Source organism: Stutzerimonas stutzeri, assembly GCF_002909485.1.
Classification (GTDB): domain Bacteria; phylum Pseudomonadota; class Gammaproteobacteria; order Pseudomonadales; family Pseudomonadaceae; genus Stutzerimonas; species Stutzerimonas stutzeri_AH.
The window spans coordinates 467,468-491,643 of the sequence record NZ_PPXG01000004.1; the positions used below are offsets into that span (position 1 = coordinate 467,468).

Genomic DNA, 24,176 nt, shown 5'->3' on the forward strand with positions numbered 1-24,176 from the left:
TGCCTACAGGGACGACTGCCGTTGCGAGTCGCACGCTTACGCGTAGGGCGAGATTGACTGCATCGTAGGGTGGGCTTCAGCCCACCGCAGCGGAGCTTCGCCTTGCAGCCAACCTTCAGGTTCCCGCTGTGGCCATAGCGTCGCCACACCCGCGCGGCTCATACCTCTTGGGCGTTCTGATCATCCGCCAATTGCCAACGAATCGCCTGGGCTTCGGCCTGGCGTAGCTCGTCGAGCAAGGCATCGCGGCCGGGGTTTCGCTCGTTGACCAGCGCACCGCTGGTGAGCAGATCGGCATGCAGGGCAGTGGCTTTATTCCGGAGCCAGGCCAGGCGCTGCAGGGTAAGCGGCGTGCAGCTCTGCCCGCTGAGGTCGTCCTTCACGTCAAGCCAGTGCGAGCGCCAGGCTTCCTGCAGGTAAAGTCCGCCCGGATCACCGGCCAGCGCGTTGCGCCAGTGACGCATCAGGCCGCTCAGCCAGTCCAGCACGCCCTGGCTGGCACCACGGGCGGCGAGTTCTCGCTGCAACCGCTCGTAGGCATCCAGCGCGATGCGTTTCTCCAGCTCGAAATCCGCCAGTGCCCATGTCTCGCTTTGCTGTTCCAGACGCAGCAGGCAGGCGAACAGCTGGCGCGTCTCGAAGCGCTCGGCGGGGTGAAAGCCCGGCGAGGTCAGGCCATCGCTGTTGTACTGGCGCAGCGGGTCGAAGGGGTAGAGGTAGCCGAAGTCGAACAGGCGGATGCGGCCATCGTCCAGGGTGTTGCCTGCAGTCAGGTCCCATTCGAACAGGCCGGCCAGCAGCAGGGCGATCAGCAGGTCGAACAGCTCGACGAGCTGACGTTCGTCCCAGCGATCGATGCGCCGGCCTTCGACCCAGGGCGACAACACGATGCCCTGCTGCAGCGAGGCGTACTGCGTCGGCACGATGCCGGCCAGGCGTTCGGCCTGCTCCGGCGTGCGCATCAGCCGGGCAAGGTCGCGGCGGCGCTGCAGCTCGTTGAGAAAGCTCGTCTGGCCGTCCGGGTTCTGGACGCGACAGGGCCGCCGGGCGACTTTCAGCGCCCAGTCGCGCCCGACCAGCTGCACGCGGTAGACCCGAGCGGTCAGGCCGTCGTCGAGGCAGGCGCGTACCCAGGGCTCGTCGCCACGCACCGCCGCCAGTTGTTCCGGTGGCAGCGGGCAATCCTCCGCGCGGCCCAGGCGAAACTCGGTGCCGCTGGCGAGAAAGGCCAGCTGGGCCTGGCGCCGTGCCGCTGCGGTCAACGAGGCGGCACTCATCGGGCCTGCACCACGATGACCTTGTCCTCGCCCAGCTCGCGGGCGAAGGCATAGGGCTGGCCGGCCGAAAGCAGTCGATGTTCACCCGCGCCGATGGCTGGATGCCGCGCACGGAACTGACCAATCCGCTGCCAGTGTTCGATCAGCGCGGCGATCTCGGGCCGCTCGTGCTCGGCCCAGTTCATTGAGCTGCGCGTGCCCTGATACGGGTCCGAACCGCTGGCACCGAAGGCGCGGGCGCTTTCGTCGCCGTAATAGACCTGCACCGCGCCAGGCGCCAGCAGCAGGGCGGCGGCCAGGCCGCGCTGGCGGGTCAGGTCGCCCTTGGCCAGCTGGTTGAACAGCGCGGTGTCGTGGGACGAGGCGTAGCTCAGCAGGTTGTGCCCGGGCGTCTCGGCCAGGCGCCTGGCATAGTCGGCGTAGCTGGGTTCGGCGGCGGCGAGGCAGTCGCTGGCAGCCACGGCCTGCTCCTGAAAGTCGAAGTTGATCAGCGCATCGAAGCCCTGGTCCAGATAGTCGCTGGCTTCGGGGCCGTGGCCGAACACTTCGCCGACCATCCAGAACGGCTCGCTGGCCATGGGATCGTCCGGGTTGGTACGAGCCCAATCGGCGCGGGCGCGCTCGGCGGCGGCGCGCAGTTCGGCCCAGGTGGCGGCTTCGACATGCTTGACGGTGTCGACACGAAAGCCGTCGACGCCGTATTCGCGGACCCAGAGTGTCAGCCATTCGATCAGGTAGTCGCGCACGCGGTAGCCTTCGCGCGGCTCGGCATGGGTCTGCGCCTTGCGCGCGAGAAACTCGGGCAGCGCGACGACCTCCTCGGATTCGGTGCGGAAATCCGGCAGAAAGGCCAGTGACCCCTTGAGCGGATCGACCGTGCTACTGGGCGGCGTGTCGTAATCGGCGATGCCGGCGCGCACCCAGTCGCGGCCCCACCAGGAGGCCCAGCTCGGGTGCTCGTAGTCCACCAGGTTGTGGTAGGCGTGCAGGTTCTCGTGGGGCTCCGGCTGCCAGGCGCTCCACTGCTCGGGCAGGTAGGCGGCCATGCCGTCGCGCAGGGCACCGAAGCCCTGTTGCTGCATGTCCTGCAGGGTCGAGTAGCCGGGGTGGTTCATCACCACATCGAAGAGCACGCGGATGCCGCGGGCATGGGCCGCGCTGATGAGGGCGCGCAGGTCGTTGTCGTCGCCCAAGTTGTCGTCGAGCTGGGTGAAATCCAGGGCGTAGTAGCCGTGGTAGCCGTAGTGGCGGAAGTCGCCGCTATCGCCGCCGCCGACCCAACCGTGGATCTGCTCGTAGGGCGCGCTGATCCACAGCGCATCGACGCCGAGGCTGGCGATATGGTCGAGCCGTTCGGTCAGCCCCTTAAGATCGCCGCCGTGGAAGGTGCCGATCTCATCCTTGCCGTCCGGCTCGCGGCCATAGCTGCGGTCGTTGCCTGGGTCGCCGTTGGCGAAGCGGTCGGTGAGCACGAAGTAGACGATCGCGTTGCGCCAGTCGCGCGGTGCCGGCTTGGCCGAGTCGGCGGCTTCGAGCAGCAAGAGGCCGTCGCTGCCGGCGGCGGGTTGCAGCCTGATCCGGCCGTCTCGGACCACCGTCGTTGCTCCGGACAACGCATCGCGCAGGGTCTGGCCATCGCGGAACACGTCGCCAACCGCCACCTCCACCGCGCCGCCATCCCAGGCCTGGCAGACCGCCGCAGCCGCCTTCGGTTCGGCGGCCTTGATCGGCAACAGGCGCAGCGCCGCGTCCGGGCCGGTCTCGACGATCAAGCGATAGCGACCAGCTTCGGGCACTTCGTAGCGGTAGGCGCTGTCTTTGCCAAGCGGCTGACGACGGAACGGCGCAAGCGCGCTGTTTTCGACGCTTGCTTGCGGCATCACCAGATGCAGCCGACCGGGTTCCAGCTTCAGCTCCGTGTCGTAGCGATCGGCTGCCAGGGCGTTCCAGCTCGGTGACAGCGGCTGGTCATTCAGGCGAATGCTCAGCTCGGGAGCGGCGAGGCCGGGCAAGGGCAGGGCGATGCCGAACAGTAGCGGCAGGACGGATAACCGGTGGGCACGCATCAAATGTGGCTCCATTGGGCTTTTTCGCTACATTTGACCGCGCGTTTGCAGCTGGGTATAGGCGTAAACGCTAGTCTGATGGCGTATTTTGTGTGGCTGCGACCAACTATCTACGCCCCGCTTCTACGCCCTCCGCCCCCTTGGGGAGGAGGATGCACATGGCATAGGACGCGCCGAGGATGGAACGACTGCCAGAGCCTCAGGCCGGCAGCAGGTGGAACAACTAATAAGAAGCCACGAGGAAAGCGAAGCATGAACAAGAAATTCTGGTGTATCGCCACCGTCGGCCTGGCGGCCACCTTCAGCCTGCCGCTACCGGCGCTGGCGGCGATCGAGGAAGGCAAGCTGGTCGTCTGGATCAACGGCGACAAGGGCTATAAAGGCCTCGCCGAAGTTGGCAAGAAGTTCACCTCCGAAACCGGCATCCCCGTCGAAGTGGCCCATCCCGACAGCGCCACCGACAAGTTCCAGCAGGCTGCGGCCACCGGCAACGGCCCTGACATCTTCATCTGGGCTCATGACCGCATCGGCGAATGGGCCAAGAGCGGCCTGCTCACCCCGGTTACCCCCAGCGCCGACACCAAGTCCGGCATCGCCGACTTCTCCTGGCAGGCGGTGACCTACGACAACAAGCTGTGGGGCTACCCGATTTCGGTGGAAACCATCGGCCTGATCTACAACAAGGCGCTGGTGGACACCCCGCCGAAGACCTTCGATGACGTTCTCGCGCTCAACGAGAAGCTCTCCGCCCAAGGCAAGCGCGCCATTCTCTGGGACTACAACAACACCTATTTCACCTGGCCGCTACTCTCGGCCAAGGGCGGCTACGTGTTCGAGCAGACCGATGGCGGTTACAACGTCAAGTCCACCGGGGTTAACAACGCTGGCGCCAAGGCGGGTGCGCAGGTGCTGCGCGACCTGATCGACAAGGGTGCAATGCCCAAGGGTGCCGACTACAGCGTGGCTGAGGCGGCGTTCAACAAAGGCGATTCGGCGATGATGATCAGCGGCCCCTGGGCCTGGTCGAACATCGAGAAGAGTGGCATCGACTTCGGCGTAGCACCGATTCCGGGTGTCGACGGCGAGCCGGGCAAGCCCTTCGTTGGCGTTGCTGCGGCGCTGCTCAACGCCGCCAGCCCGAACAAGGACCTGGCCGTGGAGTTCCTCGAGAACTACCTGCTGCAGGTCGAGGGGCTGAAGACCGTGAATGCCGACGTGCCGCTGGGCGCCGTGGCCAACACGGCCTATATGGAAGAGCTGTCCGCCAACCCGCACATCAAGGCGACTTTCGAGAACGCTCAGATGGGTGAGCCGATGCCCAACGTGCCGGAGATGGGCGCGTTCTGGTCATCCATGGCCGCTGCGCTGACCAACATCACCTCCGGCCGACAGGACGTCGATGCCGCGCTGGATGATGCCGCCAAGCGCATCACCCGTTGAACCCGTCGCCGGCCGCCTGCACAGGCGCGCCGGCAGACTAAGCTCCGTTCATATAGGTTCTTCTCCCGTGAATGCCCGTGCCGAGTTGCCCAGCCCTGCCATGACCCGTTCGACTCCCTGGGGCCTGCCCCGCTCCGTGACCACAGGCCTGCGCTGGCTGCTTTGGCTGGCCTTCAATGCCTTTGCGCTGTATCTGGTGGTTGCCCTCTACGTTCAGGGGCAGATGGCATTCGCCCTGCTCGGGCTGGTGGTCTCGGGCATCGCCAGCTACCTGTTCATCAACCGGCGCATGTACGCGCAGCGCTACATCTTCCCGTCGGTGGCGGGGATGCTGGTGTTCGTGATCTTCCCGCTGCTCTACACCGTGGGCATCGGCTTTACCAACTACAGCGGCAGCCATCTGCTGAGCCAGGCACAGGTCGAGCGTTATCACCTCAATCAGACCTATCTGGCCGGCGAGCGCTTCCGTTTCACCCTGCATCAAAGTCCTGACGGCGAGCGCCTGCGCATCGACAAGGGCGAGCAGGGCGTGTTCGTCAGCCCGCCGCTGACTGGAGAGCCAGACGTCGAAGCGCCGCTTTCCCTGCAACCGGCCGAAGCCGCTGGTGAGCTGGGCGACGCGCTGGCGCTGCGCGAGGTGATTCAGCGGCGCAAGGCGCTGGAACAGTGGGTCATGCAAGCGCCGGATGGCAGCCTGCTGCGGCTGTACGGCCTGCGCGAAGTGGCAGCGGTCGAGCCGCAATATCGGCAGGACGGCCCCGGCGTATTGGTCGACAACCGCACCGGTGCGCGGCTGACCGCCGACATGGAGCGCGGCTTCTATGTCGACGAAACCGGCAAGGCAGTGCCACCGGGCTTCACCGTGTTCGCTGGCTTCGCCAACTTCTCGCGGGTGCTGACCGAGCCGAGCATCCGCGAACCCTTCATGCAGATATTCGCCTGGACCTTCGCTTTCGCCGGCCTGACGGTGGTTTTCACTCTCGCCTTGGGCCTGGTGCTGGCCAGCCTGCTGCAATGGGAGCTGGTGCGCGGCAAGAGCTTCTACCGGCTGATGCTGATCCTGCCGTATGCCGTGCCGGCATTCATTTCGATCCTGGTCTTCCGCGGCCTGTTCAACCAGAACTTCGGTGAGATCAATCTGCTGCTCGACAGCCTGTTCGGCATGCGCCCGGACTGGTTCAGCGACCCGGCCCTGGCGCGCACGATGATCCTCATCGTTAATACCTGGCTCGGCTACCCGTATATGTTGCTGCTGTGCATGGGGCTGTTGCAGGCCATCCCGCGCGATCAGTACGAGGCTTCGGCCATCGACGGCGCCAGTCCGCTGGACAACCTGCTACGCATCACCCTGCCGCAGCTGATCAAACCGTTGATGCCGCTGCTGATCGCAAGCTTCGCCTTCAACTTCAACAACTTCGTGCTCATCACCCTGTTGACCCGCGGTGGCCCGGACATCATCGGCGCGACCACGCCGGCCGGCACCACGGATCTGCTGGTCAGCTACACCTACCGCATCGCCTTCCAGGATTCCGGGCAGGACTTCGCCCTGGCCGCGGCGATCGCCACGATGATCTTCCTGCTGGTGGGCGCCATGGCGCTGCTCAACCTCAAACTCTCGAAAGTGAAGGTATAAGGAGAACCACATGGCCATGGTGCAACCCAAATCCGCGCGTTACCGGCTGTGGGCAACCCACGCGGCGCTGCTGGCGTTCGTTGCGGTGATCCTCTTTCCGCTGCTGATGGTGATCTCGATTTCCTTCCGCGAAGGCAACTTCGCCACCGGCAGCCTGTTCCCCGAGAACCCGACGCTGGAGCACTGGTCGCTGGCGCTGGGCATCCCCTATACCCACGAGGATGGCAGCGTCACCCAGCCGCCGTTCCCGGTGCTGCTGTGGCTGTGGAATTCGGTAAAAATCGCCCTGGTCAGCTCGGTGCTGATCCTGCTCTTGTCGACCACCAGTGCCTACGCCTTCGCGCGCATGCGTTTCGGCGGCAAGGCGCCGATCCTGAAGAGCATGCTGATCTTTCAGATGTTTCCGCCGGTACTCTCGCTGGTGGCCATCTACGCGCTGTTCGACCAGCTTGGCCAGCACGTCAGTTGGCTCGGGGTGAACAGCCACGGCGCAGTGATCGTCGCCTCGCTGGGCGGCATGGCACTGCATATCTGGACCATCAAGGGTTACTTCGAGAGCATCGATGCCTCGCTGGAGGAAGCCGCCATCGTCGATGGCGCGACAACCTGGCAGGCGTTCTTCCATATCCTGTTGCCAATGAGCGTGCCGATCCTGGCCGTGGTGTTCATCCTGGCGTTCATCACCAGCGTCACCGAATATCCCATCGCCTCGGTGCTGCTGATGGACGTGGACAAGCTGACCCTGTCGGTGGGCGCCCAGCAGTACCTGTACCCGCAAAACTACCTGTGGGGTGATTTCGCTGCGGCTGCGGTGCTTTCCGGGATACCCATCACCGCGGTGTTCCTCTACTGCCAGAAGTGGATCGTCGGCGGTCTTACCGCGGGCGGCGTGAAGGGTTGAGGACGTATTGAAACAGGGCGCGAGACCGGGGAGCGGGAACCATGCGAGCCGGTGCGCCAGGCCACGACGAGAACAATAACGAGAACAGGGAGCCGTCCATGAATGCCTCGATGCCAGCCTTGCTGCCGCTGATCCCCACCAAGCTGGCGATCCCCATGCTGCCGCCGGGCCTGCTCGAACGCCCACGATTGGACGAGTGGCAACTGCGCCTGCCTCAGATACGCCTGGCCGTGCTGCACGCGGCCAGTGGCTTCGGCAAAACCACCTTGGCAGCGCAATGGGCGCGGGCCTTCGATGGCCGCGTCGCCTGGCTACAGCTGCATGCCAGCGACAACCTGGCGCTGCAGTTCGGCCGCTACCTGACCCAGGCGCTGGACCGCCAGCTCGATGCCGGTTGCCCCCTATCCGCTGCACTCGCCGAGCAGGGCCAGGTCTCGCTGGATGCGCTGTTCACTCAACTGCTGGCCGAGCTGCCGGGCGAGCACGAGGCGATCCTGATCGTGCTCGACGAATTTGAAGTGCTGCACGAGCGTGAGCTGATCGCCGGGCTGCGCTTCTTCCTGCGGCATATGCCCTGCTGGATGACGTTGCTGGTGTGCAGCCGCCGGCTGCCGGAGCTTGGCGTTGCCGAGCTGCGGGTCAAGCATCAGCTGCTGCTGCTCGATGCCCGCCAGCTGGCGTTCGAGGACGACGAAGTACAGGCCCTGCTGGAGCTGGGCGTGCCGGTAAACATCAACCGCGAGCAGGTCGAACGGCTCAACCGCCGCATCGGTGGCTGGCCCTGCGCGTTGCAGCTGGCGCTGCAGGAAGTGCAGACCAGCCGCGGCATGGACCTGTTTCTGGAAAACCTGCTGCTTGGCCACCCCGATATCCGCGACTACATGCGCGAACAGGTGGTCGAGGGCCTGCCTGAAGACCTGCGCGGCTTTCTCGAAGCAACCTGCCTGCTCGATCGCTTCGACGCAGCCCTTGCCGACCGCCTGACCGAAGCCTGCCACGGCCGCGAGATGCTCGAGCGGCTCGAGCGCAGCGGGCTGTTCATCCAGCCGCTGGACAGTCTGCGTCGCTGGTACAGCTATCACCCGTTGTTTGCGGTGTTCCTGCAGGGCGAACTGCGCACTCACCAGCCGCAGCGGGTCAACCAGTTGCACCTGCGCGCCGCCGAGGCGCTGCTGGGCGAGAATATGCCCGAGGAGGCCGCACGGCATTCCGTGCAGGCGGGCGATCCGCAGCAGGTCGCCGAGATCCTCCAGCGCCATGGGCGTGCCTTCTATCGCCAGGGCCGGCTCGGGCTGCTGCAGCAATGCCTGGAAACCCTGCCGGAACCGGTAATCGCCGGCTCGCCGCTGCTTACCCTGCTGCAGGCCTGGGTGTCGCAGAACTCCTATCAGTTCGATCATGTTGAGCGTTGGTTCAAGGCCGGTGAGTTGGCGCTGCAGCGCAGCTGCTCGGAGCAGGATTGGGCGCGCATCGTCTGCGAGTTCAATGCCGTCCGGGCGCAGGTGGCGATGAACCAGGGCGATGAACAACGCGCCATCGCACTGGCTCAGGAGGCGCTGACCCGCGAGCCACTGATCATGCGCACCTCGCGGGTTGCGGCAATGTCAGGGCTGGCCGAGGCGCATTTCGTGCAGGGGGCCTTGCCGCAGGCGCAGAAACAGTACGAGGAAGCCGAGCGTCGCGCCCGGGAAATCAATGCCTCGCATCTGGTGGTGTGGAACCTTGGCCAGCTTTCGGAAATCGCCATCGCTCAGGGGCATCTGCAGAAGGCCTACACACTGCAGGAAAGGGCCATCCAGTACATCGAACAGCAGAACCTGCAGGCCACGCCGATTGTCGAGTTCATCTACCGGGTACGCGGTCAGGTACTGCTGGAGTGGCATCAGCTGGACGCCGCCGAGCAATGCGCGCTGCAGGGCATCCAGATTCTCGACGAGCTCGGCGACCAGCGCTGGCGCCTACAGAGCCACGCGCTTCTAGCCGGCGTCGCCTACGCCCGCGGGCAGCAGAATGCCTGTGCCGATTACATTAGCCAGATGCAAACGATGCTCGCCGATGACCGCTACCACATCGACTGGCTGGCCAACGCCCATGCGGTGATGCTTGCCTACTGGGATTCCAGCCAGGATCGTGAGGCGATTCGCCAATGGCTGATCAGCGCGCCGCCGGTCAGTGCCGGTGCCAACCACTTTTCCCAGCTCAACGCGCGCAACCACGCCCGTGCCCATGTGGCGCTGGGGCAGCTGGACAGCGCGCTGCCCATCCTGCGCCAGCTGCTGACCGACGCCGAGTGTCACGGCCTGCTGATGGATCGCAATCGCAACCACATCCTTCTGGCGCAGCTGCACTGGCTGCGTGAAGAACGCCAGCAGGCGCTGGATCACCTGCAGCGCGCCATGTCCCTGGCCAGCGGTAGCGGCGCCATCGGCAGCTTCCTGCGGATTGGCAAGCCGATCATAGGCATGCTCAAGTGCCTGTTGCATGAGCGCACCCTCGACGAGCCGGAAGCCCAGCGTGCCACGCGGCTGATCCAGCTGGCGCAGCAGCAGCGCGACTTCAGCCGCGCCATCCGCATCACCCTCGACGAGGCGGTGATCCAGGACATCATCAATCGCCCCGACGTACCCGAGCTGATCCGGCGCTCACCGCTGACCCGACGCGAATGGCAGGTGCTGAGCCTGATCCACGCCGGGCAGTCCAACGAGCAGATCGCCGATCACCTGAACGTCGCGCCGACCACCATCAAGACGCACATCCGCAGCCTCTACCAGAAGCTCAACATCACCCATCGCAGCGAAGCGGTGCAGCTGGCACGCGACCTGCTGAGCAAGATTCAGGGCGACTAGGGCCGCTCGCCGCCGCCGAGGCGACCGGCTATGCTCGCGGGCCGTACAGCACAACAGGGATGTGGCGGATGATAAGGACAAACCAGCGAGCCAGCGGTCGCGCGCATGGCGCAGTACAGTACGACGGAGGCCGCCCATGAGCCTGACCCGCGTGCTATTTATCGCCGCCGTTCTGGGTCTCGGCTACAAACTGTGGAGCGGCCATCAGCAGGAGGCATTGCTCCAGGCAAGCCCGACAAGCAGCCCCTCGGGGTTCATTTCGGTGGCGATGCCCGGTGGTGCGCGTCAAGGCGTGGTGATGGTTTTCGCACCGGTCAACTGCCCTTCTGATGAAGCGCGGCGGGCCGACGAACTGGCGGCCGGGCTGTCCCGTATGGGCATCGCGGTGCAACGCTCCAGTCACTTCAGTACCGAGACGAGCAACCCCAACGCCGAGCAGCGGGCCCAGCTGCAGCGCACCGTCGCGGTGCTCAACGGTGGCATTCCCGCCGTGTTCTTCAATGGCATGGGCAAGGCCAACCCGACCCTTGACGAGGTGGTGGCCCAGGTTCGCGCGCCGCGCTGAGCTCACCGGCAGTGCGCCGATAGCGCTTGGGCTGCAGGGCGCCGCTCAGCCCTTCCATTGCGTTTGGGAGAAGGCGGGCAGGGTGTTGGCGCGCTGTGACGCTGAGGCCAGGTGGGGGAACGCGCCGTCCGGCGCCAGCGTGTCGGGCAGGGTGAGGCGGGCGAAGTCATAGGCGACCACCGCGCTGATATCCACCTGACTCATGCGCTCGCCCAGCAAGGGTCGCTCGCCGCGCTCGGCCTGGCGTGCGTCCAGCAATGCCAGCGCGCCGCGCGCCTGATCCTCGCAATGCCGATACCAGTCGTCCCAGACCAGCCCTTCCGGCCGTCGATCGCGTTCGTAGTACGCCGCCACGGTTTTCTCGCAGGCACCGACGGCGAAGGCGAGCAGGTTCATCGCCTCGCTGCGCTCGGGGCCGGACAGCGGCAGCAGCGCGCGCTCGGTGCCAGCCTGCTGATCCAGATAGTCGAGGATGGCATTGCTGTCGATCAGCACCTGACCATCGTCCATCACCAACGCCGGTACCCGACCCAGCGGCGAATAGTGGCGAATCTTCTGACTGTCCGTCAGTACGCTGAGCGGTTCGTTGGTGAACGGTATTTCCAACAGATGCAGGCTGATGCCAACTCGGCGGACGAAGGGCGACATATAGCGACCGATCAGTTTCACAGGCAGTGCTCCGAAGGCGAGGGTGAACAGTGCATCAACCCTAGTCGAGCCCGCCGGTGGATGCGAAGGCGTCGGGCGGAACCATCCAGCGCCTCGCCCGCTGGCCGCCGGGCGGGGGAGGAGGAGTGCAGCGCCTGGCTGTGGCACCCTCGGGCTTTTCAGTGAAGGAGGCGTTGCCATGGCGATGAGCGAGAAACAGAAGATGCTGGCCGGCGAGCTGTACTACCCCGGTGACCCGGAGATCGTTGCCGATCAGGCCGCGGCCAAGGCCTGGATGGTGCGCTACAACGCAGCGCTCGCCGCCTCGCCGGACGAGCGCCGGGCGCTGCTGGCCGAGCGGCTTGCTGCAGTTGGCGCCGGTGCGGTGATCCGCCCGCCGTTCCACTGCGATTACGGCTGCAACATCCACCTCGGCGAAGGCGCCTTTCTCAACTTCAACTGCGTAATTCTCGATGTGGTCGAAGTGCATATCGGTGCCGGCGCACAGATCGGCCCGGCGGTGCAGCTCTATACCGCCGATCACCCGCGTGACGCTGAAGCACGCCGCTCGGGCGTCGAGTTCGGCCGGCCGATCCATATCGGCAAGAATGTCTGGGTCGGCGGCGGGGCGATCATCCTCCCCGGCGTGAGCATCGGTGACGATGCGGTGATCGGCGCCGGCAGCGTGGTCACCCGCGATGTACCGGCCGGCGCCACGGTGGTCGGCAACCCGGCACGGGTACGCTGACCGGCTCGCTGCCGCTGTCTACGCCCTCGCCAACCCAGCCGTCTACGCCCGGCCCTTACGCCTGCATAAGCCTGCCGCCGGAGGATGTTGCGACCGGATGCCGCACCTAGAGTGGTCCCGTCTTCACTGCTCACTCAAGGTAACCTGACATGTCCGAGCAACTTCAGAATTGGTGGCGCGGCGGGGTGATCTATCAGGTCTACCCACGTAGTTTCTTCGACAGCAACGGCGATGGGGTGGGCGATCTGCCGGGCGTGCTGCACAAGCTGGACTACATCGCCAGCCTCAACGTCGACGCCATCTGGCTGTCGCCTTTCTTCACCTCGCCGATGAAGGACTTCGGCTACGACGTGGCCGACTATCGCGGCGTCGATCCGCTGTTCGGCACCCTCGACGACTTCGTTCGTCTGGTCGAGGCCTGCCACGAGCGCGGCATGCGCGTGCTGATCGACCAGGTGCTCAACCATTCTTCCGACCAGCATCAGTGGTTCGTCGAAAGTCGCTCCAGCCGCGACAACGACAAGGCCGACTGGTACGTCTGGGCCGATCCCAAGCCGGATGGCACCGTGCCGAACAACTGGCTTTCGGTGTTCGGCGGCCCGGCCTGGAGCTGGGACAGTCGGCGCCGGCAGTACTACCTGCACAACTTCCTCTCCAGCCAGCCGGATCTGAATTTCCACTGCCCGGCCGTGCAGGATCAGGTGCTCGACGACATGGAATTCTGGCTCAAGCTCGGCGTGGACGGTTTCCGCCTGGATGCGGCTAACTTCTACTTCCACGACGCCGAACTGCGCGACAACCCGCCCAATACCGAAATTCGCGAGGGCAGCATCGGCGTGCGCGTCGACAATCCCTATGCCTACCAGCGTCACATCTACGACAAGACTCGGCCGGAGAACATGGGCTTCCTGCGGCGCCTGCGCGCCCTGCTGCAGCATTACCCCGGTGCCTCCTCGGTGGCGGAGATCGGTTGCGACGAGTCGCTGCGCACCATGGCTGCCTACACCAGCGGCGGTGACACCCTGCACATGGCGTATTCCTTCGATCTGCTCACCGAGCAGTGCAGCCCTGCGTACATCCGTCATACCGTGGAAGGCATCGAGCGGGAACTGGCGGATGGCTGGTCGTGCTGGTCGATGGGCAACCACGACGTGGTGCGGGTAATGACCCGCTGGGCCCTCAATGGCCGGCCCGATCCGGAGCGTGGTCGGCTGCTGATGGCATTGCTGCTGTCGTTGCGCGGCAGCGTCTGCATGTATCAGGGCGAGGAGCTGGGGTTGCCCGAGGCGGAACTGCGTTACGAAGATCTGGTCGATCCGTACGGCATCACCTTCTGGCCGGAATTCAAAGGCCGCGACGGCTGCCGCACGCCGATGCCTTGGCAAAGCGAAGCGCATCATGCTGGCTTCACCGGCAGCGAGCCCTGGCTGCCGGTGGATGAGTCGCACCGTTCGCTGTCGGTGGCCGCGCAGGAAGCCGATCCGCACTCGATGCTCAATTGCTACCGGCGTTTTCTCGGCTGGCGGCGCGAGCAGCGCTTGCTGATCGAGGGCGATATCCACATGGTCTACCATGACGACGCGCTGCTGGTGTTCGAGCGTCGGTTGGGTGGGGAAGCCTGGTTGTGCCTGTTCAATCTGGGCGATGCGCCGCGCAGCTACGAGCTGCCGGGGCAGGCGGTGCCGCTGGTGGACGTGCCGGCGAGCTTCGCTGAATACGATGGCCAGTGGGCACGCCTGCCGGCCCATGGCTTTGGCTACGTGCGGCTCGAAAGTTAACTCGAGTCGGCAGCGGCGGGGCAGACCCGCCGCTGCAAATAGAGAGTGCATGGCGGCATCCAACGGAGAACAACAACGATGGCCAGTGTCACGCTGCGCGACATCTGCAAGAGTTACGACGGTACGCCGATCACCCGGCATATCGACCTGGATATCGAAGACGGCGAATTCGTCGTTTTCGTCGGCCCATCCGGTTGCGGCAAATCCACCCTGCTGCGATTGATCGCCGGGCTGGAGGACATCACCTCGGGCGATCTGCTGATCGGCGACCAGCGGGTCAATGACCTGCCACCCAAGGATCGCTCGGTGGGCATGGTCTTTCAGTCCTATGCGCTCTATCCGCACATGACGGTGGCCGAGAACATGGCCTTCGGCCTGAAGCTTGCGAGCGTCGACAAGCGCGAGATCGCGCGCCGCGTGGAGGCGGTCGCGGAAATCCTGCAGCTCGACAAACTGCTCGAACGCAAACCCAAGGATCTGTCCGGCGGCCAGCGCCAGCGGGTCGCCATCGGCCGTACCATGGTCCGCGAGCCGAAGGTGTTTCTGTTCGATGAGCCGTTGTCGAACCTCGACGCCTTCCTGCGCGTGCAGATGCGCATCGAGATCGCCCGGCTGCACCAGCGCATCCGCTCCACCATGATCTACGTGACCCACGATCAGGTCGAAGCCATGACCCTGGCCGACAAGATCGTCGTGCTCAACGCCGGCGAAATCGCCCAGGTCGGCCAACCGCTGCATCTTTATCACTATCCGAAGAATCGCTTCGTAGCCGGCTTTCTCGGCTCGCCGCAGATGAACTTCGTCGACGTGCGCGCCATCTCAGCCAGCCCCGAAGCCGTCACCATAGAACTGCCCAGTGGCTACCCGTTGACCCTGCCGGTGGACGGCAGTGCGGTGAGCCCCGGCGACCCGCTCACCCTCGGCATCCGCCCCGAACACTTCGTCATGCCGGAAGAGGCCGACTTCACCTTCCACGGCCAGATCACCGTGGCCGAACGTCTGGGCCAGTACAACCTGCTGTACCTCACCCTGGAACGCCTGCAGGACGTCATTACCCTCTGCGTCGACGGCAACCTGCGCGTCACCGAAGGCGAAACCTTCGCCGCGGGCCTCAAGGCCGACAAGTGCCACCTGTTCCGCGAAAACGGCGATGCCTGCACCCGGCATTATCGCGAGCCGGCGATTTACGGATGATTGGTTGATGCGCTGCCCGGCCGGGCAGCGCTGCAATCGGCGATAACGTCTGGACTAAATGGCGCAGCGGAGACATCGGTGCCTGCCAGTGCTTTCCTTCGCCCCATCCACCCTCCGCAAACACCGCGTTTGCAATGCTGCGCCCGATGGTGCCTCGATAGCTCGCCATAGGGTGTACCATCAGACTCTGCTCACCAGATAGTAGTCAGCCATGTCCACGCGAAGCGAAGAGAGCCGCCAGATCGTAGCTTCTCTGGCGCACCGTGCGGGGTCCGATCCTGACACTGCACGAATCGCCGAAGCGATCATCGCGATATTGCAGGATATAAACGCGGCCCTGACGCCCATCATCGGCCAGCAAGGCGTGATCGCGCTTTATCGCCGCAGCCTTCATCTGTGTGCCTCCACCTATCCTCGCTTGGCCTGCACGTATGACAATTTGCAGGCATCGATGGATCTGATCGAGCTCAAAACCATTCTCGTCGAGCAGGACGAAACCGATGCGCAGTTTTTCGGTGAAATGTTGCTGACCATTCTCTACGACCTGCTGACCACGCTGATCGGGCCCTCGCTGACCGCACGTTTGCTTAGCGGCGTGTACCAGTCTTCTTTGAGTGACACCCCTTCGCAGGAAAATTCGCCATGAGCACACGAGTAGCTATCAACCGCTTGGCCACCGGTGTGCCAGGACTGGACGAGGTGCTGGGCGGGGGCCTTCCGGAATTTTCGTTCAACCTCATCGCCGGTCCGCCTGGCTGCGGCAAAACCACCCTCGCGCACCAGATGATGTTTGCCCTGGCGACGCCAGAACGCCCAGCGCTGTTCTTCACCGTGCTCGGCGAGCCGCCGCTGAAAATGCTGCGTTATCAACAGCAGTTCGACTTTTTCGACAGCGAAGCGATAAACCAGTCCATCCGCTATATCAACCTGGCCGACGACACACTGGCCGGAGATCTGGACGAGGTACTGCGAAGGATCGTCAGCGAAGTCGAGATGCACTCGCCGTCACTGGTGTTCGTCGACTCATTTCGCTCCGTGGTGCTGGCCAGCCAGACCCAGGACAACCCGAACAACAATTTGCCCCAGTTCATCCAGCAACTGGGCATGTTGATGACCACCTGGCAGGCAACGACCTTCCTGATCGGTGAGTACTTCACCGAAACCGACACCAACCCGATTTTCACCGTAGCCGATGGCCTGATCTGGCTACGCCAGAGCGTCGAGCGCAATTCCATGGTGCGCAAGATGGAGATCATGAAGATGCGCGGCCAGCCGACCCTGCCGGGGCTGCACACCTTCCGCATCACCACTGGGGGGATCAAGGTCTTCGCACCGGCAATCGCCGATCTTTCGGTGGATGCGCCACCTGAATCTCCGATCAAACGCTTGAAAATGGGCGTGCCCGCTTTGGACGAAATGCTCGGTGGCGGCCTGCCTCGGGGGTACTCGTTGCTGGTAGCAGGACCGTCGGGCTCGGGTAAGAGCATTCTGGCCGCGACCTTCCTGGCTGAAGGTGCGCGCAATGGCGAAACTGGCGTGATCGCCGTGTTCGAGCAACGGCCCAGCTACTCGCAAAACCCCAGGTTGGCCAGTTTGATCAACAGCGGCCAAGTTGGCCTGGTGGACAGCCGGGCGCCGGATCTGTCCATCGATGAAGTCGTCCAGTTGCTCCTGAGCGAGATCAGCCGATTGAAGGCCACCCGGGTGGTGATCGATTCGTTGTCGGGTTTCGAGCTGGCGCTGGCGCCGACCTTCCGTGAGGACTTCCGCGAGTCGCTGTCGCGCATGGTCACTGCGCTGAAGGGCACCGGGGTCAGCGTGTTGATGACCTCTGAGCTGGAGGACCGCTACACCGACTTGCGTTTCAGTCCCTACGGTACGGCGTTCATGACCGACGCGATCATCGTGCAGCGCTACATTGAAGTGGAAAGCCGCTTGTTGCGCATCATGGCGGTGGTCAAAGTACGTGCCAGCGCGCACTGCAATGAGCTGCGCCAATACCACATCGACGAAAATGGCCTGCAGATTCGCGACATGCTGCCGGATCAAGAAGGACTGCTCGGTGGCCGACCGACGAACAGAGCGCAGGATGGCCACACGCAGGACATAAAAAATGTTTGAGCCCAGCTCGTGAGCAGAGACAGAGACGAAGGCGAGGAGGAACGTGAGACGGCCAATGCCGCTCACGAGCTTTTCGTGCTTGGGCAAAAGACCGTTGAGGCACGCGCCGTATTGGCAGCTCTGCAAAATGAGTTGAGTGACGCCAGCAATCGGCTGGTGGATACCCAGCAAGTCGAGCAATTGATAGAAGCCAATCAGCAGCTGGTCCTGGCGATACTGTTGGCGCAATCGGATGCGGCAACCCTCCCGCGCCTGGAGGACCAGTGTTTGTACCAGGAGCTTCGTGAAGCGAACGCGCAACTGGTCCTCGCTGCACTCAGCGCGCAAGACCTGCACGCCACCGCAGAGCGCGCACTGAGTCAGCAGAAAAACATCCTCGCAATGGTGGCCCACGAGTTGCGCAACCCACTAACGCCCATCAGCATGATTGCCGAGCGTATGGTTCGGCTGCCGAGCGACCAGCTACCGCGCATGCGCGAGTTGATCGAGGGCCAGGTGCGGCATATTTCAAAACTGGTCGACGATCTACTCGACGTTTCCCGTGTCAGCACTGGCAAGTTGCGAGTCGAGTGTCAGCACGTCTACATGATTGAGATCCTGAACAATGCCATCGGTGCGTGCAGCCCACTGATGATGGCGAAAAAGCAACACTTCGAAGCTCACCTTCCCGATGGCGCCTTGATAGTGAACGGTGACCCTGCCCGGCTTACGCAAATACTCAGCAACTTGCTGACCAATGCAGCCAAGTACACGCCTGCCGAAGGCCGGATCAAACTGTCCGTTACGGCGCAGGCCGACGTCTTGAAAATACGCGTCTCAGACAACGGAATCGGTATTTCCGCCGAGGTGCTCCCGTTCATTTTTGATCCTTACGTCCAGGATGAGCACGCCATAGGCTTCAACGGCTCTGGCCTGGGCATTGGCTTGACGGTCGTTCGCGAGCTGGTCGAAGCGCACGGCGGAAAGGTCGTCGGCATGAGCGAGGGCAGTGGGAAGGGCAGCGAATTCGTGGTGACGTTACCGTTGGTGAGTGCTGGTTGAGAGGGCGCTTTCGGCATCAGGCAGGAACACCCATCGGCGCTGCTCAAGCCGCCGAGGGTCCAGCAGGCTGAGCTTTCGTGGCTGGCAAAAGTAGATGGCCGAGTGCTGGAGTCGATCCGCAGTGGCTGCGATAAGCCGCACTTCGAAGTCGCAATGATCTGTCTGGCCGACTTGGCCCGACGCTGAGTAATTGCAGCCGGGATCTACCGAAATGCCGTCATCACATTCAGCAGGACTAAGAGTGGTAATACTCGGTCTTTCTCGATCTCGTCGGAGCTGAAAAAGAAATCACCCAGCACTCAGCGCCACGGGCATTTCATCCCGGCGAGAATCTCATTCCGAAAAGAACGATGCGATTATGGGGGATGCGATTCTTTCAGCGATCGCAGCTTCAATCAGGGTTGATCTCACGGATCCAGGAAAGGCTCGGGACCACCATCACCACTCGTCTTGATCAGGCGAACAGTCGAGGGTTCTAGAGCATGCAGGGTCCCGGAGAATGGCACGACCAACAATCCGAGATTTTGATAGATCTTTTCGTCGAGTTCCTCTTGGGTATCCTTAGTCATTGCTACTCTATTCTTTCGACACCGCAAAGAAAAAAGCCCCGAGAATCTCAAGATTCTCGGGGCTTTTGCGTTTGGTGGAGTCGGGAGGATTGAACTCATTGCTTAGTGTGCCGTTTCGGCGCAAAGCGTGTCGTTAAGCGGTTTTCGGCTGATCCGCCTGCTCGTATCGGGGCAATTCGGCACAGTGCTTTCGATGCTTCATCGACACCGCGTTTAGCAACACGCTAAAGTGCTCTTGCCATTTTTTGCCAAACGGGGCTGCCCGCATGAGTACCATGAACATTTCCCTTCCCGAGACGCTGAAGAGCTTCGTGGATGAGCAAGTCAATCAGCGTGGCTACGGCACCAGTAGTGAATACGTCCGCGAATTGATCCGCAAAGACCAGGACCGCCAGCACCTTCGGGGTTTGCTACTGGCGGGTGCCGCCTCAACTCCGACTGCTCCCGTTGATGCAGACTACTTCGAATCCCTGCGTGATCGGGTTCGGAATGCTCGCGGATGAAGCAAAAGCCAGTCATTCCAAGAGCGCTAGCGCGCGATGACGTTGATCGAGCGATTGCCTACTACTTGGAGCAAGAGGCCGATAAGGCGGCGCTGGGCCTGATTGATGCGCTGGAGCACGCTTATAAACAGCTCGGTCGCCATCCCGAATCAGGCTCCAACCGCTACGCACATGAGCTGGATCTTCCCGGCCTACGATCCTGGCCGCTCAAGCGCTATCCCTACGTGGTGTTCTACGTGGAGCGTCCGAACCACATTGAGGTTTGGCGTGTACTGCACGGTATGAGTGATTTGCCTGCATGGCTACAGGATATACCCAAATAGATTTAGTTTTCGCCAGCCACTATTTGAGGAAGACTGTTTGTTGTCGCCCGCTCAATGCTAGTGCCCTGCTCCTTGATCTGTGCGCGGTCGAGCTTTTCCTTCTCGTCGTCCACCCGCAGCGTTGGTTTGCCAAAAACACAAACAAGCTGACGTAGCTGCTCCCGGCCAAGGCGGTGATGGTCATGGCAATTGAGCAACTGCCTAGCGGGCGCTGGAAAGTCGATGTAGAACCGATCAAGGGCAAGCGCTTCCGCAAGACGTTCAAGACCAAGGGCGAAGCCCAGCGGTTCGAGGCGACGTGTCGGTCGAAGGTGATAGAGAACCGGGAGTGGTCGCCCAGTACGGCAGATACGTGGCGACTGAGTGCGCTTATCGAATCTTGGTATGACCTGCACGGCCACTCGCTGCGGGATGGTTTACGGCGTCGCAAGAAGCTCGATGCCTTGGCCAAGCGGCTGCGAGATCCCATCGCCTCACGGATCGACCCGCAAGCCTAAGCGCATGATCGCCGGGTGCGGATGGAAGCAGGTGCCTCGCCGAAAACGCTCAACAATGAGCTGGGGTATCTGCGCTCGGTCTGCAACGAGCTTCGTGGCCTCGCCGTCATCAAGTACGAGAATCCGCTTGCTCTGGTGAAACCGTTGAAGATCCAGGAGCGTGAGCTTTCATGGCTGACGAACGAACAGATCGCCGAGCTGCTGGAGTCGATCCGCGACGGCTGCGATAACCCGCATGTCGAGCTGGTCGCGATGATCTGTCTGGCAACCGGGGCACGATGGTCCGAGGCCGAGAAGCTGCAGCCAGGATCTATCCGAAACGGCGTCATCACGTTCAGCAGGACCAAGAGCGGCAAGGTGCGGTCGGTCCCGATCTCGCCGGAGCTGGAGAAGAAGATCGCCCAGCACTGGAAGCGCCACGGGCATTTCACCCCGGCGATAACCTCGTTCCGGCGTGCGCTGGCAAGAACCACGATCAGGCTACCGAAAGGGCAGGCCGCTCATGCGCTGCGGCACACCTTCGCCAGTCACTTCATCCAGAACGGTGGCAACATCCTCACCTTGCAGAGGATCCTGGGTCATTCGAGCTTGGCCATGACGATGCGGTACGCACATCTGGCGCCGGATCATCTTTTAGACGCAGTGAAGCTAGGCCCCTTGCGTAGCTTTGGGGAGTGAGTAGGAGACGTTTTTCCCGTTCTCCTTCACATATCCTCTTTTGCGCAGTGTTGCGTAGATTTGCTCAATCTCTTTGATTGGGGTTGATTTACCGACCTTAGAATGGATGGTGTTAAGTAGTGTCTTGGTCGTCTTTGGCTTAGATGTCTTTCGCCCAATTAGATCGGCTACTACGGCTTTGACCACAGGATCTTCAGCCGCTGGCGCAGGAGCTTTTGGAGTAGCTTGAAGCTTTGGCTTGGGGGGCGGACTGACCGGCTTAGGGGTTGCCTCACCGGGAGTCTTGAAGCAGGGCATCTCCTCAATCGATTCTGAGCGTAACGCGAAGATTCCCTTGCCCTTTAGGTGCTTCAGAAGCGGGTCGAAGCCTTTATCCCGGGAGATGATGTGGTAGAACCCGGTAGGGTCCGCATTAGCCAACTGCCCGAGGTAATAGGCAATATGAAAGTCCAATGCATTAGCGCCAGGGGTGTCGAGCTGGATGTAGTCCGCTCGCTGACCTAGTCGATGTACCGATACCGCCAGCTCTGTAGGAAGCCTGGTGTTATTTGGGCCTAAAAAAACCCTCAGGCAGAAGTGCGGTTCGCTGAGCAGGGCCAGGGACGACGCTTGGACATTCTCGTAATCGATCAAAACGTAATTGGTGCGCATCCTTTCGTCCCTGGTCTTCCTTGCGAACATCTGCCGCCGTGCTCAAAGGTTGGAATTGCCGCCTAAGCTGCGACACTTCTTCGACACCCGCTACTCCAGAAAGCAAAAACCCCTGAAATTCTCTAGGAAAATCAGGGGTTTAAGTGCTTCTAATTGGTGGGCCGGGGTCGTTTGATTTGAAGATGTAAGCTTATGATCTGAAAGGAAATGTACGAGTAAAAATAATTCAGGGATACATGTAGGGATACAGAATCCTTCCTGCTGCCCTCAAATGATCCTATGGCACCCAGGCAGTAGCACCCCAGGAACCGTTAAGTTCAGGTGGTAGCACTTTCCCTCAAGTAACGGACTGCTTGCGCCCAGCCCCACATGGATCGCTTCAATTAGACCTGGACGTGATTCATTCACGTCCACGTGACAGCTCATGGATGCCTAAGCGTGTTCACCGATCAGCGTTAGTACATCGTCGATAAAGCGCCCTTCGGCAGGCTCGGTACCTTCACGAAGGTAGCCAGGCAATCGTTGTTGGAACTCGCTGCGGTCAACCGGCATGAATTCCAGCAAAGCTTCGAGCATGGCAGGTCGCAGCAGGCGGCGATTTTCCGGCGTGTCGGGTAGGGCAGGGCGAATGATCTGCTGGTCGAGATACATCAGTTTCTCGCGTAAGTCCGTGCTGCCCTCCTGAGAAATTCGCTCGGCGTGTTGGCTTTGTTCCTCGGCGACCTGCTGGATGAGCTCTTCTTCGGGCTGTTCTGGCTCCATCTCCATGGATGGTTCGGTGCGTAGCGCCGCAAGTTCCTGAAGAATAGGCTCCAGCTGCAGCGTTGCGTTACGGAACCAGTCCACCGACCAGATCCGGCGGATTCGCCAACCGAGCTGTTCAAGTACGCTTTGGCGCAGACGATCACGATCACGGGCCGACTTGGCCGAATGGTATGCCGCACCGTCGCATTCAATGCCCATGAGATACCGACCTGGTTGGCCCGGATCGCGCACAGCCAGATCAATGAAGAAGCCGGCAACGCCGACCTGCGGCTCGCACTGATAGCCTTTGCGCTCCAATGCCTCGATGACGGCGACCTCAAAATCACTGTCCGAGGCCCTCCCTGTTTCTCGAGTGTGTGGCATATGCCCCGATTCCGCGAACTGCAAAAAGTCGCGTAGCGCGAGCACACCCCGGCTGGATGTTCCGGTGGCGATAAGGTCGCTTGCGGTGAACGACGCAAATACCTGCATGCGTTTCTTGGAGCGGGTGAACAACACGTTCAGGCGGCGCCAGCCATCTGCACCGTTTATTGGACCAAAGCGTTGCGGGACTTTTCCGCCAATTTCCATCGGGCCATAGGTGGTTGAAATGTAGATGACGTCGCGTTCATCCCCCTGAACGTTTTCCAAGTTCTTGATGAAAAGCGGCTCGTCGACCGCTTCGTTACGGCTGAGTGCCTCCTGGAGAGCTAGGTTCTGCTTGGCAAGCTGCTCCAGTGCGCGATCGATCTGTTCAGCTTGCTTCACGTTCATGGCGACAACGCCGAGCGACTCTTCAGGCCGGTTTAGCAAGTGGTGTTCGATGGCCTTGGCGACAATCTCGGCTTCTTCGATATTACGTTGCTCGACGAAACGTCCGCGGGTCACCCGCACAAACTTCACGCCAAACTCATTCGATTCGCGGTGAGGCGAAGGGTAGACCACCAGATTACTGTCGTAGAAGGCTCGGTTAGAGAAGGCGATCAGGCTTTCGTGGCGCGACCGGTAATGCCAACGCAGACGGCGCAACTTAAACAGCGGCATCGCCGCTTCGAGAATACTTTCTGAATCCTGCGCGAGGGAGATCTCTTCGCTGTCTTCGTCATCGTCGCCACCCTGGCGGGAGAAGAAGCTAGTCGGGGGCAGCTGTTTGGGGTCGCCAACGACTACTAGTTGGCTGCCTCGGGAGATAGCACCCAAAGCTTCTTCCGGCCGCATTTGTGAAGCTTCATCCATGACGACAATATCGAAGTGGACCTTGCTAGCTGGTAAGTACTGCGCGACGGCCATGGGCGACATCATAAAACAGGGTTTCAGGCCCTGCAGCGCTTCGGACGCACGCAGCATGAGTGAACGTATAGACTCATGTCGTGTTTTCTTGCCGGACTCATGTTTTAGCAGAGCGAGCTGGGTACGGTCCTTAACTTTGCCAGAGTTATTGCCCTCGGGGACCTTATGTTGGTCAATCTTTGCAGCTAGCTGCTCGCGTTGAAGCTTGGTGAGCTGGCCGTCTATCTCAGCAAAACGAGAACGGACCGCTTCCTGATCCTTGCCAGAGAACTGCCCCAGCGCCGGGTTGCCTTCGAGTACCTGCTTGGCCCAAAGATCCATAAGGCCCAATAGGCATGCATCTTTGGTTCTTTCCGCTGAAAGTGCTTGGTTCTCGACGGCGATAATCACCGCCTCGAAGCCAAGGTCAGCAAGCCTCTTGCGCAGGCGGCGGTATTCCAGCCAGTGTTCGAGCAGTTCTTCATTCTGCGCTGCCAATTGCAGACGTTGTTTGATAGCAGATAGGTCGTCCTGATCGACGCTCTTCCACCATTGGGTCGGATTGAACTAGCCCCGGTTTCACGGACACCGGCCTAAGAGACAGCGTGTAGGCGCTCATACTCAAACGGCGTCATGTACGCCAGGTATGAATGCCGTCGCTGCCGGTTGTAAAAAACCTCAATG

General features: G+C 62.0%; 20 protein-coding genes and 1 pseudogene. 14 read left to right on the forward strand and 7 right to left on the reverse strand.

The genetic code is table 11. The annotated features are described in order from the left end of the window. Window positions 1-158: 158 nt before the first annotated feature. Entirely contained in the window at window positions 159-1,277 is a 1,119-nt protein-coding gene (locus CXK91_RS12570) for a hypothetical protein (protein WP_103456413.1), read from the reverse strand. Beyond that, on the reverse strand, window positions 1,274-3,343 hold the full coding sequence (locus tag CXK91_RS12575) for an alpha-amylase (protein ID WP_103456415.1): 2,070 nt from the start codon (window positions 3,341-3,343) through the stop codon (window positions 1,274-1,276). Before CXK91_RS12575 ends, CXK91_RS12570 begins: the two co-directional genes overlap by 4 nt. Before the next feature lie 252 nt (window positions 3,344-3,595). Here CXK91_RS12575 and malE point away from each other — a divergent pair, with 252 nt between their 5' ends. From malE to CXK91_RS12600, 5 genes are all read left to right on the forward strand, one after another. Continuing rightward, complete coding sequence (malE, locus tag CXK91_RS12580; RefSeq protein WP_103456416.1) at window positions 3,596-4,783, forward strand: maltose/maltodextrin ABC transporter substrate-binding protein MalE; 1,188 nt, start codon at window positions 3,596-3,598, stop codon at window positions 4,781-4,783. 67 nt (window positions 4,784-4,850) lie between these two features. Then, entirely contained in the window at window positions 4,851-6,416 is a 1,566-nt protein-coding gene (gene malF / locus CXK91_RS12585; protein WP_181003946.1) for a maltose ABC transporter permease MalF, read from the forward strand. A 10-nt stretch (window positions 6,417-6,426) separates the two neighbouring features. Beyond that, on the forward strand, window positions 6,427-7,317 hold the full coding sequence (malG, locus tag CXK91_RS12590) for a maltose ABC transporter permease MalG (protein WP_103456418.1): 891 nt from the start codon (window positions 6,427-6,429) through the stop codon (window positions 7,315-7,317). Window positions 7,318-7,415: 98 nt separating this feature from the next. Then, window positions 7,416-10,163: an HTH-type transcriptional regulator MalT gene (gene malT, locus CXK91_RS12595; RefSeq protein ID WP_103456419.1), complete on the forward strand. Its 2,748-nt coding sequence runs from the start codon at window positions 7,416-7,418 to the stop codon at window positions 10,161-10,163. Between the two features lie 136 nt (window positions 10,164-10,299). After that, window positions 10,300-10,728 (forward strand): hypothetical protein, encoded by a 429-nt coding sequence (locus CXK91_RS12600; protein WP_103456421.1) that lies wholly within the window; start codon window positions 10,300-10,302, stop codon window positions 10,726-10,728. Window positions 10,729-10,773: 45 nt separating this feature from the next. Here CXK91_RS12600 and CXK91_RS12605 read toward each other — a convergent pair whose 3' ends face one another. Beyond that, window positions 10,774-11,397, reverse strand: a complete 624-nt coding sequence (locus tag CXK91_RS12605; RefSeq protein ID WP_103456423.1) for a glutathione S-transferase family protein — start codon at window positions 11,395-11,397, stop codon at window positions 10,774-10,776. A 178-nt stretch (window positions 11,398-11,575) separates the two neighbouring features. Between CXK91_RS12605 and CXK91_RS12610 the strand changes: the two genes are divergently transcribed. The 6 genes from CXK91_RS12610 to CXK91_RS12635 all read left to right on the forward strand — a co-directional run bounded on the left by CXK91_RS12610 (window position 11,576) and on the right by CXK91_RS12635 (window position 18,258). Next, on the forward strand, window positions 11,576-12,124 hold the full coding sequence (locus CXK91_RS12610; RefSeq protein WP_103456425.1) for a sugar O-acetyltransferase: 549 nt from the start codon (window positions 11,576-11,578) through the stop codon (window positions 12,122-12,124). Between the two features lie 149 nt (window positions 12,125-12,273). Beyond that, window positions 12,274-13,902: an alpha-glucosidase gene (locus CXK91_RS12615; RefSeq protein WP_103456427.1), complete on the forward strand. Its 1,629-nt coding sequence runs from the start codon at window positions 12,274-12,276 to the stop codon at window positions 13,900-13,902. 78 nt (window positions 13,903-13,980) lie between these two features. Next, complete coding sequence (gene malK / locus CXK91_RS12620; protein WP_103456429.1) at window positions 13,981-15,096, forward strand: maltose/maltodextrin ABC transporter ATP-binding protein MalK; 1,116 nt, start codon at window positions 13,981-13,983, stop codon at window positions 15,094-15,096. A gap of 211 nt (window positions 15,097-15,307) precedes the next feature. Continuing rightward, window positions 15,308-15,742, forward strand: a complete 435-nt coding sequence (locus tag CXK91_RS12625; protein ID WP_256055794.1) for a hypothetical protein — start codon at window positions 15,308-15,310, stop codon at window positions 15,740-15,742. Further along, window positions 15,739-17,217: an ATPase domain-containing protein gene (locus CXK91_RS12630; RefSeq protein ID WP_103456430.1), complete on the forward strand. Its 1,479-nt coding sequence runs from the start codon at window positions 15,739-15,741 to the stop codon at window positions 17,215-17,217. The genes CXK91_RS12625 and CXK91_RS12630 overlap by 4 nt, the downstream gene beginning before the upstream one ends. Before the next feature lie 9 nt (window positions 17,218-17,226). Then, window positions 17,227-18,258 (forward strand): sensor histidine kinase, encoded by a 1,032-nt coding sequence (locus tag CXK91_RS12635; RefSeq protein WP_103456432.1) that lies wholly within the window; start codon window positions 17,227-17,229, stop codon window positions 18,256-18,258. A 407-nt stretch (window positions 18,259-18,665) separates the two neighbouring features. On the opposite strand, the gene CXK91_RS22720 is transcribed toward CXK91_RS12635, so the two are convergent. After that, complete coding sequence (locus tag CXK91_RS22720; RefSeq protein ID WP_181003947.1) at window positions 18,666-18,827, reverse strand: hypothetical protein; 162 nt, start codon at window positions 18,825-18,827, stop codon at window positions 18,666-18,668. 266 nt (window positions 18,828-19,093) lie between these two features. On the opposite strand from CXK91_RS22720, the gene CXK91_RS12640 reads away from it, so the two are divergent. The 3 genes and pseudogenes from CXK91_RS12640 to CXK91_RS12650 all read left to right on the forward strand — a co-directional run bounded on the left by CXK91_RS12640 (window position 19,094) and on the right by CXK91_RS12650 (window position 20,828). Continuing rightward, window positions 19,094-19,330, forward strand: a complete 237-nt coding sequence (locus CXK91_RS12640; protein ID WP_103456434.1) for a type II toxin-antitoxin system ParD family antitoxin — start codon at window positions 19,094-19,096, stop codon at window positions 19,328-19,330. Then, window positions 19,327-19,653: a type II toxin-antitoxin system RelE/ParE family toxin gene (locus CXK91_RS12645; protein ID WP_103456436.1), complete on the forward strand. Its 327-nt coding sequence runs from the start codon at window positions 19,327-19,329 to the stop codon at window positions 19,651-19,653. Before CXK91_RS12640 ends, CXK91_RS12645 begins: the two co-directional genes overlap by 4 nt. Before the next feature lie 182 nt (window positions 19,654-19,835). Next, window positions 19,836-20,828 (forward strand): annotated as a pseudogene (locus CXK91_RS12650) (phage integrase). Here CXK91_RS12650 and CXK91_RS12655 read toward each other — a convergent pair. From CXK91_RS12655 to CXK91_RS23060, 3 genes are all read right to left on the reverse strand, one after another. Continuing rightward, on the reverse strand, window positions 20,799-21,479 hold the full coding sequence (locus tag CXK91_RS12655; RefSeq protein WP_256055795.1) for a PIN domain-containing protein: 681 nt from the start codon (window positions 21,477-21,479) through the stop codon (window positions 20,799-20,801). The pseudogene CXK91_RS12650 and the gene CXK91_RS12655 overlap by 30 nt on opposite strands. Window positions 21,480-21,911: 432 nt before the next feature. Beyond that, complete coding sequence (locus tag CXK91_RS12660; RefSeq protein ID WP_258035665.1) at window positions 21,912-23,990, reverse strand: AAA domain-containing protein; 2,079 nt, start codon at window positions 23,988-23,990, stop codon at window positions 21,912-21,914. 95 nt (window positions 23,991-24,085) lie between these two features. Next, window positions 24,086-24,175 (reverse strand): IS3 family transposase, encoded by a 90-nt coding sequence (locus CXK91_RS23060; RefSeq protein WP_423833885.1) that lies wholly within the window; start codon window positions 24,173-24,175, stop codon window positions 24,086-24,088. Window position 24,176 lies beyond the last annotated feature (1 nt).

Excerpts from the sequence above, each read along its gene's own strand:
- CXK91_RS12655 (WP_256055795.1), bottom strand. The coding sequence starts at position 21,479 with ATGCGCACCAATTACGTTTTGATCGATTACGAGAATGTCCAAGCGTCG.
- CXK91_RS12645 (WP_103456436.1), top strand. The coding sequence starts at position 19,327 with ATGAAGCAAAAGCCAGTCATTCCAAGAGCGCTAGCGCGCGATGACGTT.
- malG (WP_103456418.1), top strand. The coding sequence starts at position 6,427 with ATGGCCATGGTGCAACCCAAATCCGCGCGTTACCGGCTGTGGGCAACC.
- CXK91_RS12570 (WP_103456413.1), bottom strand. The coding sequence starts at position 1,277 with ATGAGTGCCGCCTCGTTGACCGCAGCGGCACGGCGCCAGGCCCAGCTG.
- CXK91_RS12615 (WP_103456427.1), top strand. The coding sequence starts at position 12,274 with ATGTCCGAGCAACTTCAGAATTGGTGGCGCGGCGGGGTGATCTATCAG.
- CXK91_RS12600 (WP_103456421.1), top strand. The coding sequence starts at position 10,300 with ATGAGCCTGACCCGCGTGCTATTTATCGCCGCCGTTCTGGGTCTCGGC.
- malT (WP_103456419.1), top strand. The coding sequence starts at position 7,416 with ATGAATGCCTCGATGCCAGCCTTGCTGCCGCTGATCCCCACCAAGCTG.
- malK (WP_103456429.1), top strand. The coding sequence starts at position 13,981 with ATGGCCAGTGTCACGCTGCGCGACATCTGCAAGAGTTACGACGGTACG.
- CXK91_RS12610 (WP_103456425.1), top strand. The coding sequence starts at position 11,576 with ATGGCGATGAGCGAGAAACAGAAGATGCTGGCCGGCGAGCTGTACTAC.
- CXK91_RS22720 (WP_181003947.1), bottom strand. The coding sequence starts at position 18,827 with ATGACTAAGGATACCCAAGAGGAACTCGACGAAAAGATCTATCAAAAT.
- CXK91_RS12625 (WP_256055794.1), top strand. The coding sequence starts at position 15,308 with ATGTCCACGCGAAGCGAAGAGAGCCGCCAGATCGTAGCTTCTCTGGCG.
- malE (WP_103456416.1), top strand. The coding sequence starts at position 3,596 with ATGAACAAGAAATTCTGGTGTATCGCCACCGTCGGCCTGGCGGCCACC.
- CXK91_RS12640 (WP_103456434.1), top strand. The coding sequence starts at position 19,094 with ATGAGTACCATGAACATTTCCCTTCCCGAGACGCTGAAGAGCTTCGTG.
- CXK91_RS12630 (WP_103456430.1), top strand. The coding sequence starts at position 15,739 with ATGAGCACACGAGTAGCTATCAACCGCTTGGCCACCGGTGTGCCAGGA.
- CXK91_RS12575 (WP_103456415.1), bottom strand. The coding sequence starts at position 3,343 with ATGCGTGCCCACCGGTTATCCGTCCTGCCGCTACTGTTCGGCATCGCC.